The sequence below is a fragment of the Streptomyces sp. SID3212 genome, from assembly GCF_009865405.1.
In the GTDB taxonomy this organism is placed as follows: domain Bacteria; phylum Actinomycetota; class Actinomycetes; order Streptomycetales; family Streptomycetaceae; genus Streptomyces.
On sequence record NZ_WWJY01000109.1, the window covers coordinates 13,472 to 30,866 of the forward strand.

Annotated in this window: 7 protein-coding genes and 1 pseudogene; all 8 read left to right on the forward strand. The window is 71.5% G+C overall.

The annotated features are described in order from the left end of the window. The first annotated feature begins 245 nt into the window (after positions 1–245). Positions 246–1,595, forward strand: a complete 1,350-nt coding sequence (locus tag GT042_RS03285) for an extracellular solute-binding protein (RefSeq protein WP_161307189.1) — start codon at positions 246–248, stop codon at positions 1,593–1,595. Positions 1,596–1,602: 7 nt separating this feature from the next. Beyond that, a complete protein-coding gene (locus GT042_RS03290; RefSeq protein WP_161307190.1) occupies positions 1,603–2,559 on the forward strand; it encodes a sugar ABC transporter permease in 957 nt (318 codons plus the stop codon). A 15-nt stretch (positions 2,560–2,574) separates the two neighbouring features. Then, positions 2,575–3,522: a carbohydrate ABC transporter permease gene (locus GT042_RS03295; protein WP_161307191.1), complete on the forward strand. Its 948-nt coding sequence runs from the start codon at positions 2,575–2,577 to the stop codon at positions 3,520–3,522. 321 nt (positions 3,523–3,843) lie between these two features. Next, entirely contained in the window at positions 3,844–5,448 is a 1,605-nt protein-coding gene (locus tag GT042_RS03300) for a glycoside hydrolase family 13 protein (protein WP_161307192.1), read from the forward strand. A 111-nt stretch (positions 5,449–5,559) separates the two neighbouring features. Further along, positions 5,560–7,308: pseudogene (locus GT042_RS03305) on the forward strand (glycosyl hydrolase family 28-related protein); the annotation flags it as partial. 290 nt (positions 7,309–7,598) lie between these two features. Next, a complete protein-coding gene (locus tag GT042_RS03310) occupies positions 7,599–10,766 on the forward strand; it encodes a non-ribosomal peptide synthetase (RefSeq protein ID WP_161307194.1) in 3,168 nt (1,055 codons plus the stop codon). A 252-nt stretch (positions 10,767–11,018) separates the two neighbouring features. Next, positions 11,019–16,706, forward strand: coding sequence for a non-ribosomal peptide synthetase/MFS transporter (locus GT042_RS03315; RefSeq protein WP_161307195.1), 5,688 nt, complete (start codon positions 11,019–11,021; stop codon positions 16,704–16,706). Next, positions 16,690–17,395, forward strand: a 706-nt coding sequence (locus GT042_RS03320) for a condensation domain-containing protein (protein ID WP_237530434.1), incomplete at its 3' end; no start/stop codon positions are given. The genes GT042_RS03315 and GT042_RS03320, both read left to right, overlap by 17 nt.

The following is a 17,395-nucleotide window of genomic DNA, read 5'->3' on the forward strand; positions in this document are numbered from 1 at the left end:
CCCCGTGGCCTCGCCCGGCCGCCCGGGCGGGTCGGTGACGTCCCCGGGCCGGCCCGCGAGGCGTGCGGTCCGAAAGCGTGGGGTAGGGACCTCGCGGCGAGGTCGGCGCATGCAGGCAGCTGTCAAGTATTTGCGAAATCGGAGCGACATATTGCGGACATCCGTAGTTAGTGGTTGAGTGAGCGCCGCCACACAGCGATGCGGCTGTTGGTTTGCCACGCTCCTGCCCAAGAGGGGTCCCACCGATGAGAAGTTCCGGGTTCCGCCGTACCTGTACCACCGCGATAGCCACCGCGCTCGCCCTCACGGGCCTGGCCGCCTGCGGCTCGGGCGATGACAGCGCCGCGGACGGCAAGACACGTATCACCGTGAACTGCATGCCGCCCAAGAGCGCCAAGATCGACCGGAAGAGCTTCGAGGACGACATCGCGGCGTTCGAGAAGGCGAATCCGGACATCGACGTGGTCGGCCGTGACGCGTTCCCCTGCCAGGACCCCAAGACGTTCGACGCCAAGCTCGCCGGCGGCCAGATGGAGGACGTGTTCTACACGTACTTCACCGACGCCAAGCACGTCGTCGACATCAACCAGGCCGCGGACATCACGTCGTACGTGAAGGACATGAAGGGCTACAGCGACATCCAGCAGTCGCTGCGCGACGTCTACAGCGTGGACGGCAAGGTCTACGGTGTCCCGCGCACCAACTACTCGATGGGGCTCCTGTACAACAAGAAGCTCTTCACGGAGGCGGGACTCGACCCCAACACGCCCCCGGCCACCTGGGAAGAGGTCCGTGCCGCCGCCAAGAAGATCGCGGCGCTCGGCAAGGGCTACGTCGGCTACGCCGACTACAGCGCCCAGAACCAGGGCGGCTGGCACTTCACCGCCGAGATCTACTCCCAGGGCGGTGACGTGGTCACCCCGGACGGCAAGAAGGGCGCCGTCGACACCCCCGAGGGCAAGGCCGTGCTCCAGAACCTCAAGGACATGCGCTGGACCGACAACTCGATGGGGACCAAGCAGCTGCTGATCCTCAACGACGTCCAGCAGATGATGGGCTCCGGCAAGCTCGGCATGTACATCTCCGCCCCGGACAACGTGCCGATCCTGGTCAAGGAGAAGGGCGGCAAGTACGAGGACCTCGCGCTCGCCCCCATGCCCGGTGGCAAGGGCACGCTCGCGGGCGGCGACGGCTACATGTTCAACAAGAAGGACACCCCGGCCCAGATCAAGGCCGGCCTGAAGTGGCTGGAGTTCCAGACCAACACCCCCGGCTCCGGTCTCAACAACTGGAAGCGCGCGGCCGACCTGAAGGCCCCGGTCGGCCTGCCCGAGCCGCGGCTGTGGACCGGCGCCACGGACAGCAAGGACCAGGAGCTCAAGAAGCAGTACGCCAACGTCCCGGTGGAGAACTACCAGCCCTTCCTCGACGGCAGCCAGGCGCTGACCCTCAAGCTGGAGCCGCCGCAGGCGCAGCAGATCTACTCCGTCCTCGACGGGGCGGTGTCCGCGGTCCTCACCAAGAAGGACGCGAACATAGACAACCTGCTGAAGGATGCCCAGTCCAAGATCGACGGAATTCTGGCGCGAGGCTGACGTTCCGATGAAGACTGCCCAGGTCCCCCAGCGGTCCGCCGCCGTGCCGCCCCCCACCAAGGGGCAGCGGCCGGCGGGCCGCGGAGCCCCCAGCCCCTTCCGCCGCAAGCTGTCCCACCAGGCACGCGCCTACGGGTTCCTGATCGGCGGCCTGCTCTGCTTCGCGCTGTTCTCCTGGTACCCGGCGATCCGCGCGGTGATCATCGCGTTCCAGAAGTACACCCCCGGATCCGCGCCGGAGTGGGTGGGGACCGACAACTTCACCCAGGTCTTCCAGGACCCGGAGTTCGGTGCGGCCTGGCGCAACACCCTGATGTTCACGCTGATCGCCCTGCTGATCGGCTTCGCCGTACCGTTCGTGATGGCGCTCGTCCTCAACGAGCTGCGGCACGCGAAGTCGTTCTTCCGGGTTGTCGTCTACCTGCCGGTGATGATCCCGCCGGTGGTCAGCGCCCTGCTCTGGAAGTGGTTCTACGATCCGGGGGCGGGCCTCGCCAACGAGGTGCTCAGCTCGCTGCACCTGCCGACGTCGAACTGGTCCAACGGCGCCGACACCGCCCTGATCTCGCTGGTGATCGTCGCCACCTGGGCCAACCTGGGCGGCACGGTCCTCATCTACCTCGCGGCGCTCCAGGGCATCCCCGGGGAGCTGTACGAGGCGGCGGAGCTGGACGGCGCGAACATCTTCCAGCGGATCCGGCACGTGACGGTCCCGCAGACCCGCTTCATCATCCTGATGCTGATGCTCCTCCAGATCATCGCCACGATGCAGGTGTTCACCGAGCCCTTCGTGATCACCGGGGGCGGTCCCGAGAACTCCACCGTCACGATCCTCTACCTGATCTACAAGTACGCCTTCCTCTACAACAACTTCGGCGGCGCGTGCGCGCTGAGCGTGATGCTGCTGGTCGTGCTCGGCCTGTTCTCCGCCCTCTACCTGCGGCTCACCCGCACCGACGACTGAGAGGAGCGCAGCGCCATGACCCAGATCGCGCCGCCTCCCCGGGAGGTGTCTCCCGACGACCTCGCGGCCAGGAAACGTTCCGCGAGTCCCGCGGTACGTACCCTCGTGTCCCCGCTCGCCCTCGCGAGCGCCAAGGGCAGGGCGGTCTACTGGACCGTCTTCACCGGGGTCGTCCTCGCCTTCGTCCTCGCCTTCCTGTTCCCCGTGTACTGGATGGTCACGGGGGCCATGAAGTCGCCGGACGAACTCGTCCAGACACCGCCGACGCTGATCCCGAAGACCTGGAGCCTCAGCGCGTACACCGATTCGTGGGAGCTGATGGACCTCCCCACGCATCTGTGGAACACGGTGGTGCAGGCCTCCGGCGCCTGGATCCTCCAGCTCGTCTTCTGCACGGCCGCGGCCTACGCCCTGTCCAAGCTGAAGCCCGCGTTCGGGAAGGTCATCCTGGGCGGCATCCTCGCCACCCTGATGGTGCCGGCCCAGGCCCTGGTCGTACCGAAGTACCTGACGGTCGCCGACCTGCCGCTCATCCACACCAGCCTGCTCAACGACCCGCTGGGCATCTGGCTGCCGGCCGTCGCCAACGCCTTCAACCTCTATCTGCTCAAGCGGTTCTTCGACCAGATCCCGCGTGACGTGCTGGAGGCGGCCGAGATCGACGGGGCGGGGAAGCTCCGGACGCTCTGGTCGATCCTGCTGCCGATGTCCAGGCCGGTCCTCGGCGTGGTGTCGATCTTCGCGCTGGTCGCGGTCTGGCAGGACTTCCTCTGGCCGCTGATGGTCTTCTCGGACACCGACAAGCAGCCCATCAGCGTGGCGCTCGTCCAGCTGTCGCAGAACATCTCCCTGTCGGTGCTGATCGCCGCCATGGTGATCGCGAGTATCCCGATGGTGCTGATGTTCCTCGTGTTCCAGCGCCACATCATCGCCGGCATCAGCGCCGGCAGTACGAAGGGCTGACCCGGCCAGGATCGGTCCCGCACCGCGTCACCTCGTTCGTCCCACCCCCCTCATCTCACTCTGCCGAAGCCTTCGCACCGTGAGGCAGCTCTCCCCTGCCTCGTCGTCCCTCCGTGCACCTGGCGTCCCCGGTGTCCCGCACCACCGGGGACAGGCTCCAGGGTCCGGCCGCCCCCGGCCGGGCCGACGATCCTGCGCACCGCCGCGCCGATTCAGTCCCCGCTGCGGCGCGGCGGTGCGCAGCTCCCCACGCACCACCCTCGTCTCGTCACGGAAGGCACCGCCGTGAGGGCCAACGCACCAGCCCGAAAGGAACATCGCATGGAAGGCAGCCCTCTGGAGCCCGCCGCCCCGAACTGGTGGCGGGACGCCGCCATCTACCAGATCTACGTACGGAGCTTCGCCGACGGTGACGGAGACGGCACCGGGGATCTCGCGGGAGTGCGGGCCAGGCTGCCGTATCTGGTGGAACTGGGCGTCGAGGCCCTCTGGTTCACCCCGTGGTACCTGTCGCCGCTCGCGGACGGCGGCTACGACGTGGCGGACTACCGCACGATCGACCCGGCGTTCGGCACCCTGGCCGAGGCCGAGAAGCTCATCGCCGAGGCACGTGAGCTGGGCATCCGTACGATCATCGACGTCGTGCCCAACCACGTCTCGGACCGGCACGCCTGGTTCAGGGCGGCGCTGGCCGCCGGGTCCGGCAGCCCCGAGCGCGAGCTGTTCCACTTCAAGGCCGGGCGCGGCGAGAACGGTGAGATCCCGCCCAACGACTGGGTGTCCGAGTTCGGCGGCACCCCCTGGACCCGCCTGGACGACGGCGAGTGGTACCTCCACCTCTTCGCGACCGAGCAGCCCGACCTCAACTGGGCGCATCCGGCCGTGCGCCGGGAGCACGAGGACGTGCTGCGCTTCTGGTTCGAGCGGGGAGTGGCGGGCGTACGGATCGACTCGGCGGCGCTGCTCGCCAAGGATCCGGCGCTGCCCGACTTCGGGGAGGGCGATCCGCACCCGTTCGTGGACCGCGACGAACTCCACGACATCTACCGCTCGTGGCGGGCCATCGCGGACGAGTACGACGCGATCTTCGTCGGCGAGGTGTGGCTGCCGGACACCGAGCGCTTCGTGCGCTATCTGCGCCCCGACGAGCTGCACACGGCCTTCAACTTCAAGTTCCTGGCGTGTCCGTGGGACCCGGCGCTGCTGCGGGCCGCGATCGACGAGACGCTCGCCGAACACGCGCCGGTCGGGGCGCCCGCGACCTGGGTGCTCTGCAACCACGACGTGACCCGCACGGTGACGCGGTACGGGCGCGAGGCCACCGGCTTCGACTTCGCGGCGAAGGCCTTCGGCACGCCGACGGACCTGGAGCTGGGCACCCGCAGGGCGCGCGCCGCCGCGCTGCTGTCGCTGGCCCTGCCCGGCGCCGTCTACCTCTACCAGGGTGAGGAACTGGGCCTGCCCGAGGTGGACATCCCGCTCGACCGCATCCAGGACCCGATGCACTTCCGCTCCGGCGGCAAGGACCCGGGGCGGGACGGCTGCCGCGTACCGCTGCCGTGGGTCGCGGACGAGCCGTACGCCGGATTCGGCTCGGAGGCCGAGCCGTGGCTGCCGCAGCCCGCGTCCTGGGCGTCGTACGCGGCCGATCTCCAGGCGGCCGATCCCACCTCGATGCTGAACCTCTACCGCACGGCGCTGCGGCTGCGGCGGACCGAGCCCGGCTTCGGCGACGGTCCGGTGAACTGGCTGGACGCGGCGCCCGGTGTGCTGTCCTTCGCGAGAGCCGACGGCCTGATCTGCGTCCTCAACCTCGGCGCGGAGCCCGTGGACCTGCCGGACCACTCGGCCGTCCTGCTGACCAGCAACCCGCTGGACACCGGCGGGCGCCTCCCGCAGGACACGGCGGCCTGGCTGCGGGCCTGATCCCGCGGCCCGCCCCGTACGACCACTCGCCGCTCCGCGCCGTCCCACGGCGCGGAGCGGCGAGCGGAGGCCCAGGCCTCCACCCCCCACAGAAAGGTGCAGGATCCGCACATGCGCGCACATGTCAGGTACATGACCACAATGTTGTCCACGGCGGTGGCGGTCGCCGCGACGGGGCTCGTCCTCGTCGCCCCCACGGCGACGGCCGCCCCACCCGTGAAGACCGGCGCGACAGGGGCCGCGCCGGCGGCGGTCGCCGCCGGCGCCACTCTCCCCTTCCGGTCCGTGGAGGCAGAGAGCGCCACCACCAACGGCACGAAGATCGGCCCCGACTACACGCAGGGCTCCCTCGCCTCCGAGGCGTCGGGCCGCCAGGCGGTACGGCTGAACGCGGGCCAGAGCGTAGAGTTCACCCTCCCCGCCGCCGCCAACGCCCTCAACGTCGCCTACAGCGTTCCGGACGGGCAGTCCGGCACCCTCGCGGTGTACGTCAACGGGCAGAGCGTCAACAAGACGCTCCCGGTCACGTCGAAGTACTCGTACATCAACACCCCCTGGATCGCCGGGGCCAAGACGCACCACTTCTTCGACAACACCCGCCTGCTGCTGGGCCAGAACCTCGCCGCCGGGGCCAAGGTCAAGCTGGTCCCGAGCGTCCAGACCACCGTGGACGTCGCCGACTTCGAGCAGGTCGCGGGCGCGTCCGCCGCGCCGGCCGGGTCCGTCTCCGTGGTCTCCCAGGGCGCGGACCCCAGCGGCGCGGGCGACTCCACCCAGGCCTTCCGCAACGCGATCAACGCGGCGCGCGGCGGGACCGTCTGGGTCCCGCCAGGGACCTACCGGCTGACGCAGTCGCTCAGCGGGGTGGACAACGTCCAGATCAAGGGCGCGGGCAGCTGGCACTCGGTGATCCGCACGTCACGCTTCATCGACCAGTCCAACGCCCCCACCGGGCGGGTGCAGTTGCGTGACTTCGCCGTCCTCGGCGAGGTCACCGAACGCGTCGACAACAACCCCGACAACTTCGTCAACGGCTCGCTCGGCCCCAACTCGGTGGTCGCCGGCGTGTGGATCCAGCACCTCAAGGTCGGCTTCTGGCTGATGGGGAACAACAACAACCTGGTGGTCGAGAACAACCGCATTCTCGACACGACCGCCGACGGCCTCAACCTCAACGGCGGGGCCAACGGCGTCCAGGTGCGCAACAACTTCCTGCGCAACCAGGGCGACGACTCCCTCGCCATGTGGTCGCTCAATTCGGCGAACGTGTCGAGCACGTTCGCCGGCAACACCATCTCGCAGCCGAACCTGGCCAACGGGGTGGCGATCTACGGCGGCCGTGACATCACGGTCAGCAACAACCAGATCCAGGACACCAACGCCCTGGGCAGCGGGATAGCGATCTCCAACCAGAAGTTCGCCGACCCCTTCTTCCCGCTGGCCGGCACCATCACCGTCTCGGGCAACACACTGGTACGGACCGGCGCGCTGAACCCCAACTGGGGACACCCGCACGGTGCGTTGCGGGTCGACGCGTACGACAGCGCCATCGACGCGACGGTCAACATCAACAACACCACATTCGACAACAGCCCGTACAGCGCCTTCCAGTTCGTCTCAGGGAGCGGGACGGGCAAGGCCGTCAGGAACGTGAACATCAACGGCGCGACCATCACCAAGGTGGGCACCGTGGCGGTCCAGGCGGAGACCGCGGGCAGCGCGCGGCTCAGCAACGTCAGGGCCACCGGTGTCGGGGCGGCCGGGATCTACAACTGCCCCTACCCGGGCGGCACTTTCGCACTGACCGACGGCGGGGGCAACTCCGGCTGGAACACGGTCTGGCAGGGCTGCTCCTGGCCCGCGCGCACGCCCTGATCCCACACTCCCACCCCGCCTGATCCGGCGCGGCCTCCCGCTGCCGGCCTGGACAGCCGCCCCCGGCGTCACTCCTGTGACGCCGGGGGCGGCTGTCCGCGTTCAGCGCCCGGGACCGTAATGTCCCGGCCCTCAAATCACCGCAGAACATGAAGAGTTGGGGGCCGTCGGAGTAGTTCACGGTTTGTCTTGACGGCCTGCATTTTCCTATGTCAATCTCTGCACAGGTCTGGACCATTGCGGCACGCAACACGCGGCAGAAGTGAGCAGCGACGATGCCTGAACAGAACGTTGCCCCTCTTTTTTCTCCGGCCGGCGCGGCTCAGTACGGCGTCTGGCTGACCGAGCGCCTGGAACTGGCGGGCCGTTGTTACCACCTGCCGGTGCGTACGGTCTTCGACCGGATCGACCCGGACGCCCTCGCCCGGGCCTGGGAGGACACGGTCGACCGTCATCCGGCCCTGGCGTGCGCGCTGGTGGAGCGGGACGGCCGCCTCGGCTCGGTGCCCGCGCCCTCGCGGCCGTCCCTGACCGTGGCCGACGTGAGCACCGACACCACGGCCGAGTACGCGGAGCGGGTCGAGGCCGAGATCGCGCGCCCCTTCCGGCTGGACACGGGCCCGCTGATCCGGGCCACTCTGTACCAACACGCGGACGGCAGTGCGGAGTTGCTGACTGTCGCCCACCACGCCGTCTTCGACGGCACCTCGAAGGACGTCCTGCTCACCGATCTGGCGGACGCGTACACCGCACGGGTGCGGGGCGAGGAGCCGGTTCTTACGGCCGCCGCCGCACCGCCGTCCGCCGAGCCCCCGGAGTCGGCCGTACGGGAAGCCGCCGAGTGGTACGGCGAGGACGCGGCGGCCGGTCTGGTCGACGCGCCGGTCCTGCTGCCCGGCGTCCGACCGGCCGCCCAGGTCTCCCCGAGGGCCGCCGGGGCGGGGGAGAGCGTCGAGCGGTGGCTCGAAGGAGCCGCGCACGACGACCTGCGCGCGGCTGCCGACAAAGCCGGGGTGACCGTCTTCGAACTGCTGCTCGCCGCCGTCCACGCGCTGCTGCTGCGGTACGGCAACGAGGACGCGGCCGTCGGTGTGTCCCTCTCCACCCGCACGGCCGGACAGCGGGACGCCGTCGGCCTCTACGTCAACGAACTCCCCGTCCGGGCGCCGGCCGTGGACCCCGACACCACCGGACTGGCCGACCTCGCCACGGCGCTGCGCAAGGATCTCCGTACGCTCTACCGCTTCCGCGCCGTCCCGTACGGAGCCGTGGCGCGCGGACTCGGCCCGCGCGTCGGCCTGACCCCGGTCACCTTCAGCTACCGAAGATCCGGCGCGGACCCGCACTTCGAGGGCGCGCGGACACGCGTCGACCGGGCCGTCTTCCACCGCGCCGCACGCTCCCCGCTCAACCTCCAGGTCGTGGAGGAGCCCGCGCGCACGCTGATCGCGTTCCAGTACGACCCCGCCGTGGTGGCCCCGGACACCGCCGAACGCATCGCGGGACACTTCACCACCCTGCTCGACGCCGCGCTCACCACACCGGACCGCCCGCTCGCCCACCTGCCCCTGCTGGCCGGGGACGAACTGCGCCTCCTCACCGAGACCTGGCAGGCGGCGGGAACCGGACCGGACGCCCGGCTCCCGGACAGCTTTGCGGGCGGCCTGACCGTGGTGGACCTGATGGAACGTCAGGCGGAGCTCACGCCGGACGCCGTGGCCGTCACCGCCGTGGACGCGACGCTCGACTTCCGTACCCTGCAAGCCCGTTCGGCGTCCCTGGCAGCCGAACTGAGAGCGCGCGGAATCGGCCCCGGGCATCTGGTCGCCGTCCACCTGGACCGTACCTCCGCCCTCCCCGTCGCCCTGCTCGCCGTCCTGCTCACCGGGGCGGCCTACCTGCCGCTGGACCCCGGCTACCCCGCCGAGCGGCTCGCCTTCATCGCCGCCGACTCCGGCGCCTCCCTCCTGCTCGCGGACCGGCCGCCGGCCGCCGAACTCGCCGCCACCACACCGGTGTTGCTGCTGGACGACCTCGCACTCCCGGTGGCGCACCGCGCGGCGGTGACGTGGGAGCCGGAGGCCCGGGCGGTGACGACGGACACCGCGTACGTCCTCTACACCTCGGGCTCCACGGGCCGCCCCAAGGGCGTGGCGGTCGGCCACCGGGCCCTGGTCAACCTCCTCGGTTCGTTCGCCGGCCTGCTGGGCTCGGGGCCCGGGCACGTCTGGCTCGGCCTGACCTCGCTCTCCTTCGACATCTCGGCGCTGGAGCTGTTCCTGCCGCTGGTCACGGGCGGGCGGCTGGTGCTCGCCCGCGACGGCCTCGCGACCGACGGACCCGGCCTGCTCCGGCTCGTCCGCGACGAGAAGGTCACCCACGCCCAGGCCACACCCACCGGCTGGCAGGTACTCCTGGCGGCGGAACCGGGTACCACGGATCTCGCGGGGCTCACCGCGCTGGCCGGCGGCGAGCCGCTGTCCCTCCCGCTGGCGCGCGAACTCCGTTCCCTGGTGGGGCGGTTGTTCAACGTCTACGGCCCGACCGAGACGACGATCTGGTCGACCCGCGCCGAGATCCCCGCAGATCCGGTACGGGTCGGGATCGGCCACCCGATCGCCCACACCCGCGCCCATGTGGTCGACCGGCACCTGCGGCTCGTCCCGGTCGGGCAGGCCGGGGAACTGCTGCTCGGCGGGGACGGCCTCGCCTTCGGCTACCTCGGCCGGCCCGAGCTGACGGCCGACCGCTTCGTGCCCGACCCGTACGGGCCGCCCGGGTCGCGCCTCTACCGCACCGGTGACCTGGCGGTCCGTACGGCGGACGGCGAACTGGAGTGCCTGGGCCGCATCGACCAGCAGGTCAAGATCCGGGGCCACCGGATCGAGCTGGGCGAGATCGAGGCGGTCCTGCTGGAGCATCCGGCGGTCGCGCGGGCGGCGGTCGTCCTGCACGAGGGCGGGGCCGACGGTCCCGTACTGGTCGCGTACGTGGTGCCCGCCGGGGACGCCCCGGACGCCCCTGACGCCGAGGCGCTGCGCGCGCACCTGCGGCGCACGCTGCCCTCGGTGATGTGCCCGCAGCGGTACGTCACGCTGGAGGAGCTGCCGACGACCCCCAACGGCAAGCTCGACCGGCGCGCGCTGTCGGTACGGGAAGTGTTCCCCCTCACCCCTTCCGCCACCGCCGCGCCCGCCGCCGTCCCGGCGGCTTCCGCCGGGGACGAGGTGGTCCAGGCCCTGTGCGCGATCTGGTGCGAGGTGCTGGACCTGCCGGCCGTCGACCCCGAGGACGACCTCTTCGATCTGGGCGGGCACTCGCTGACGATCATCCGCATCGCCGCGCGCATCCGTGAATCCCTCGGTGTGGAGGTGGACTTCGACGTCTTCTTCGACACCCCGACGGTGGCGGGCATCGCCCGTGTGGTGAGCGCGTCGCGCTGATCGCGCGGCTCCTCCCCGGCGTCACCGGACTCCACCCCGTCGAACCTTGCGGGCCCTGTCCGACCTTTTTCGACTGCCACCCCGCTCGACCATCACCCCGCTCGACCCCACCCCCGCTCGACCCCCGCGCCCCACCGCGTCCCCTGTGTCCACCGCGTCCCCTGTGCCCCACCGCAGGGCCGACGGCATCGCCCCCTGGCCCGCCACCCCCCGGCGCCCAGCTCCGGCGATCTTGACCTGAACAGGACGACGATGACAGAAACACACCCCCCGACCACCGAATGGTCGGAGGCCAAGCGCTCCCTGCTGGCCCAGCGCCTGCGCGGCGGGCGGGGCCGGGGCCGTACGGTCGACCGCAGACCCGAGGGCACCGCGCCGCCGCTGTCCAGCAGCCAGGAACGCCTCTGGTTCATGGAGCAGTTCACCCCCGGATCCACCGCCTACACCCTCGCCCCGGCCCGCCGCATCCGGGGGCCGTACGACCGGATCGCCCTGGACGCCGCGCTCACCGATCTGGTCGCCCGGCACGAAGTGCTCCGTACGGTCTTCCCCGCGACGGAGGACGGCACCGCCCACGCGGTGGTGGCCGAACCGGCCCCGTTCGGCGCCGAGTTCCTCGACCTGAGCCAGGAGCCCGATCCTGAGGCACGCGAGGCCCGGGCCGCCGAGGCGGTCGAGCTCCTGCTCTCCCGGCCCTTCGTGCTGGCGGAAGGCCCGCTGCTGAGGGTCCTGCTCATCAGGATCGGCGACCACGACCACGTCCTCGCGCTCGTCATGCACCACATCGTCTGCGACGGCTGGTCCATCGACCTCCTCCAGCGGGAGTTGGACGCGCTCCACGCCCACCACACCGACGGCACCCCGCACGGACTGGCCGAACCCCGGCTCCAGTACGGCGACTACGCGGCCTGGCAGCGCGGACGGCTCGCCGACGGCAGCCTCACCGCCTCCCGCGACCACTGGCGGGCCGAACTCGACGGGGTGCCCGCCCTGGAGCTGCCGGTCGACCGGCCACGCCCGCCGACCTTCACCTTCGAGGGCGCCGCGCACGAGTTCCGCTGGGACCGCGTCCTGTCCGGGCGGATCACCGAGGTCGCGGCGGCGTACGGCGCCTCCCGCTACATGGTGCTCATGGCCGCGTACCAGACCCTGCTGTCCCGCCACAGCGGCCAGGGGGACTTCGCGGTCGGCTCGCCCGTGGCGGGCCGGCTGCACAGTGAACTGGAGCCGCTGGTCGGCATCTTCGTCAACATGCTGCCGATCAGGGCCCGGATCACCCCGGACCTGACGTTCGCGCGCCTGCTCGGGCAGGTACGGGAGCGGACCCTGGACGCGTACGCGCACCAGGAGGTGCCGTTCGAGCAGATCGTCGCCGACCTCGCGGTGGAGCGTGACGTGAGCCGCGCCGCCGTCTTCCAGGCCACCCTGGCCTTCCAGAACTACGGCGAGTCCGCCGTCGGGGCCACGGCCGGGGCGCCGCACGCGGAGGGGTTCGGCTACCGGGCCACCACCACCCACCACGACCTCGCGCTGTATCTGCGGGACGAGGCCGACGGCGGGGTGTACGGCCTGTTCACCTACCGCACCGACCTGTTCGAGGCGACGACGGTCGAGCGGCTCGCCGAGCGCTTCGAGGTGCTGCTGACCGCCGCTCTCGCCGATCCGGGACGCCCGCTCGGTGCCCTGCCGTTGCTGGCCGACGGCGAGCGGGCCCGGCTGGCGGCGTGGTCCGCCGGACCGCCCCTCACCGCCCAAGGCCCGTGCACACTGTCCGAGTTGCTCTCCGGGACGGCGGCGGAGAACCCCGGGGCCGTGGCGCTCACGGACGGCCGGGACAGCCTCTCGTACGGGGAACTGGAACGCCGGGCGACCGGCCTCGGACACCGGCTCCGCGCGCTCGGTGTGGGCCCCGGCGCGGTGGTCGCCCTCTGCCTGGAGCAGTCCCCGGAGCTGGCCGTCGCCATGCTCGGGGTCCTCAAGGCCGGTGCCGCTTATCTGCCGCTCGACCCTGAACAGCCCACCGCCCGGGTTGAGTTCCTGCTCGCCGACGCCGGCGTGGGGGTGCTGGTCACCGACTCCGTCCTGGCCGCGAAAGCCCCCGGATTCCGGGGGAGTGTGCTCCACCTGGACCCGGCGGCGGAGACCGCCGCCGGCGCCGACCCGCTGCCGCAGACGGCGGGTCCCGAGGACCTGGCGTACGTCATCTACACCTCGGGTTCCACCGGAACCCCCAAGGGGGTGGCCGTCCAGCACCGGCAGATCCTCAACTACCTGGCGGGCGCGCGGGATCGGCTGCGCATCGAGGACCACGGGTCGTACGGGCTGCTCCAGTCGCTCGCCTTCGACTTCAGCATCACCCTGCTCTACCTCGGCCTGTCCACCGGCGGCCGGGTGCACCTGCTGCCGCGCCGCATATCGGGCGCCGAACTCGCCGACCGTATCGAGGAGTCGGGGATCGACTACCTCAAGATGACCCCCTCCCACCTGGCCGCCCTGACGGCCGACGCACCCGCCGAGCGCCTCCTGCCGCGCAAGGCGCTGGTGCTGGGCGGCGAGGCGTCCTCGGCGGCCTGGGCGAGCGGCCTCGCCGCACTCGGCCGGTGTGCGGTGTTCAACCACTACGGACCCACCGAGACCACCGTCGGTGTCACCGTCCACGAGGTCACCCCGGACGGCCCGCACCACGGCTCCACCCCGATCGGCCGGCCCCTCGCCGGGGCGCGGACCTATGTCCTCGACGCGGAGCTGCGGCCCGTGCCCCCCGGGGTCACCGGCGAACTGCACGTCGGCGGCGACCGGTTGGCGCGGGGCTACCTCGGGCGTCCCGACCTCACGGCCGACCGGTTCGTGCCGGACCCGTTCACCGGCGGGCCCGGTGCGCGGATGTACCGTACGGGCGACCTCGTACGCCAACGGGCCGACGGCGAGCTGGAGTTCCTCGGCCGCGCCGACCACCAGATCAAAGTACGCGGCTACCGCGTCGAACCCGGTGAGATCGAGGCCGCCCTCAGCGCCGTGGACGGCGTCGGACAGGCGATCGTCGTCGCCCGGGGCGAAGGCGTGAGACAACAGCTGGTCGGCTACCTGGAACGGGCGGGCGACGGCGAACCGCCCGCCCCCGCCGAGCTGCGCACCCGCCTGCTCGACCTCCTGCCGGACTACATGATCCCGGCGCGGTACGTCGTCCTCGACCGGCTCCCGCTGCTCGCCCACGGCAAGGTCGACCGCGCCGCGCTGCCCGCCCCCGAGGACAACAGTCCCAGTGCCGGGGAGCACGTCCCGCCCGAGGGCGAGACGGAGGAGCTGATCGCGTCCCTCTGGGCCGACCTGCTCGACGTGGAGCGGATCGGCGCGCTGGACGACTTCTTCGTCCTCGGCGGCCACTCCCTCATGGCCACCCAGGTGGTCGCCCGGCTGCGCCGCGCCCTGCCCGAACAGGCCGCCGGACTGGGGGTGATGGACCTCTTCCAGCACGCGACCGTACGGGCGCTGGCCGCCCTGCTCAGCTCGTCCGAGGAGGACCGGGGCCCGCGCACACTGCTGCACCGGCTGACCCCGCCCCGTACCCGCACCACCGGCAGTGTGGTCTGCGCGCCCTACGGCGGCGGCAGCGCGCTCATCTACAAACCCCTCGCGGACGCGCTGCCCGCCGACTGGGCGCTGCACTCACTCGCCGTACCGGGACACGAACTGGGTGAGGAGGCACGGCCGTTCGACCAGGTGGCCGCCGAGACGGCGCAGGAGATCCTGGACGGCGTCGAGGGCCGGATCGTCCTCTACGGCCACTGCGGGCTCGGCGTCATGCTGATCGTCGAGGTCGCGCGGCGGCTGGAGGCGGCGGGCCGCGAGGTGGACGCCGTCCACCTCGGCGGCATCTTCCCCTTCGCCCGTCCGGAGAGCCGGGGCGCCGCGCTCGCGGAACGCTTCTCGGCGTTCGTGGACCGGCTCCGCAGCGAGCAGGACATGGTCAACGCCCTGACGGCGGCGGGCCTCGACACCGACGACTTCAGCTCCGAGCAGCTGAGGCTGATCGTCCACAACCGGCGTACGGGCACCAAGGAGGCCGAACGCTACTTCGGGGAGCTGTTCCGCACCGAGGGCGGCCGGCTGCGGGCGCCGGTCATCGCGGTGGCGGGCGACCGCGACCCGGCGACCGAGTTCTACCAGGAGCGCTACCGCGAGTGGCACCGCCTCACCGACACCGCCGCCGTGGTGGTGCTGGACGAGGCCGGGCACTTCTTCCTCAAGTACCGCGCGGAGGAACTGGCCGTGGTCCTCACCGAGGTGGCCCCGGCCGTCGCGGAGGGCGCGGACCGGCGCCATGCCCGTACCCCCGGGGCCACGTGGTGGCTGGAGGGGGTGTCGCGGGAGGGAGGCACGGATCCGGCTCCGGCCGGTGAGGCTGCTGAGACCGGTACGCCCGCTGAGACCGGTAAGGCCGCCGAGATCGGTGGCGCCGCTGAGATCGGTGGGGCCGCCGACACCGGTGGGGCGCACAAGGCCGGTCCGGCCCAGCAGGATCGTACGACCGTACGTCCCAGCCTCGGCCGCTTCCTGGCCGTCGCCACCGGCCAGCAGGTCTCGATGATCGGCTCGGCCCTGACCGAGTTCGCGCTCCCCATCTGGATCTACCTCAGGACCGGCTCGCTCGCCAGTTTCGGCCTGCTCGCCGCCTGCGCCCTCGTCCCCGGCATCCTCGCCGCCCCTCTGGCCGGCGCCGTCGTCGACCGCACCGACCGCCGCAAGGTCATGCTCGCCGGTGACCTCGCGGCCGGTGCCACCCAGGCCGCCCTGCTCGTCCTCTACCTCACCGACAGCCTCCAGGTCTGGCACGCCTACACCCTGATCGGCCTGCTCTCCCTCGCCCTGGTCTTCCAGCGCTTCGCCTGGGGCTCGTCGGTGCCCCAACTCGTACCCAAGCGTTTCCTCGGCCGCGCCAACGGCGTGACCCAAATGGCCCTGGGCTTCGCCCAGTTCCTCGTCCCGCTGTTCGCCGTCGGGCTGCTCGCCGGAATCGGACTCGGCGGCATCCTCGTCCTCGACGTGGTCAGCTACACCGCCGCCGTCGTGATCACTCTCGCCGTACGGTTCCCGAAGGCCATGGCCGCCGTGCGCAGGGAGAGCGTGCTGGACGAGATCAAGGGCGGGTTCCGGCGGGCGCTCGGCAGCCGCCACTTCCGCGCCATGCTGCTCTTCTTCGCCGCCCTCAACATCTTCCTGTCGCCGCTCTTCCTCCTCACCACCCCGCTGGTGCTCTCCTTCGCCGACCTGGCCGCGACCGGCTGGGTCGCGGTTGCGGCAGGGGCGGGCGCGGTGGTCGGCGGGCTCACCCTGCTCATCTGGGGCGGCCCCCGCCACCACCGGCTGCGCGGGGTCCTGTACGCGACGGCGGGACTGGCCGTCGCCTGCGTCCTCACCGGGCTGCGGCCCTCGCTGCCGCTGGTCGCTCTCGGGGCGTTCGGCATGACACTCGGCCTCGCGCTGCTCAACGGCACCTACGCGACGATCATCCAGACCAAGGTGCCGCTGCGCTTCCACGGGCGGATCATCGCCGTCAACACCATGGTCGCCTGGTCCACTCTCCCGGTCGGTTTCGCAGTGATCGCCCCGCTCGCACCCGGTCTGCTCCAGCCGCTGATGGAGGAGCACGGCGCGCTCGCCGGCACCGTCGGCCAGGTCATCGGGACCGGCGAGGGCCGGGGGATCGGTCTGCTCTATCTGCTCTTCGGCCTCGCGATGGCCCTGCTCGCGGTGATCTGCCTGCGGATCCCCGTGCTGGCCCGGTTCGACCGCGAGGTGCCCGACGCCGTCTCCGACGACCTGGTCGGTCTGGAGACCCTGCAAGCCCGTACGGCCCCGCAAGCCCGTACGGCCCCGCAGACCCGTACGACCCCGCAAGCCCGTACGAAGGACAAGGTGGCCCATGACAGCGGCCGTTGACCCCACGCCGGCGCCGTTCCGGGCGCCGACACCGACGCACTCCCCGCGTCCCGCCACCGACTACCCGCTGACGGTGGACCAGCGCCGGCTGTGGTTCCTGCAACAGCTCGACCCCGCCGACACCGGCTACCACCTGTATCTCGTACGGCGCTGGCGCGGACCGCTCGACGTAGGCGCCCTGCGCACGGCCCTGGACGCCCTCACGGCCCGGCACGAGATCCTCCGTACCCGGTTCGTCGTGGTCGGCGACGAGCCCCGGCAGGTGGTCGACCCGCCCGCCCCCGTCCCGCTCGTCCGCCACGACGTGTCCCCGGCCGGGGAGGACGACGTCGAGCGGGCCCTGACCGGGGCGGTGGCGCCGTACGTCAACACGCCCTTCGACCTCGCCGCCGGGCCGCCGCTGCGCGCGGTGCTGGTACGCGCGGGGGAACACGAGCACGCGCTGTGCCTCGTGCTGCACCACATCGCGGGCGACGGCTGGTCGGCCGGGGTGCTCTGGCACGAACTGCTGACGCTGTACGGGGCCGCGCTGACGGACTCCGTACCCCAACTGCCGTTCCTGGCCATCCAGTACGGGGACCACGCGCGCGCCGAGGAGTCGCGGCTGGGCCCCGACGAGCGGGAGCAGGCGTACGTCCACTGGCGGGACCGGCTGGCGGGCGCCGAGCCGCTGCGGCTGCCGCTGGACC

What these genes read in the sequence shown, in the direction of transcription:
- GT042_RS03290 (WP_161307190.1), top strand. Translation starts at nt 1,603, where the DNA reads ATGAAGACTGCCCAGGTCCCCCAGCGGTCCGCCGCCGTGCCGCCCCCC.
- GT042_RS03315 (WP_161307195.1), top strand. Translation starts at nt 11,019, where the DNA reads ATGACAGAAACACACCCCCCGACCACCGAATGGTCGGAGGCCAAGCGC.
- GT042_RS03295 (WP_161307191.1), top strand. Translation starts at nt 2,575, where the DNA reads ATGACCCAGATCGCGCCGCCTCCCCGGGAGGTGTCTCCCGACGACCTC.
- GT042_RS03285 (WP_161307189.1), top strand. Translation starts at nt 246, where the DNA reads ATGAGAAGTTCCGGGTTCCGCCGTACCTGTACCACCGCGATAGCCACC.
- GT042_RS03300 (WP_161307192.1), top strand. Translation starts at nt 3,844, where the DNA reads ATGGAAGGCAGCCCTCTGGAGCCCGCCGCCCCGAACTGGTGGCGGGAC.
- GT042_RS03310 (WP_161307194.1), top strand. Translation starts at nt 7,599, where the DNA reads ATGCCTGAACAGAACGTTGCCCCTCTTTTTTCTCCGGCCGGCGCGGCT.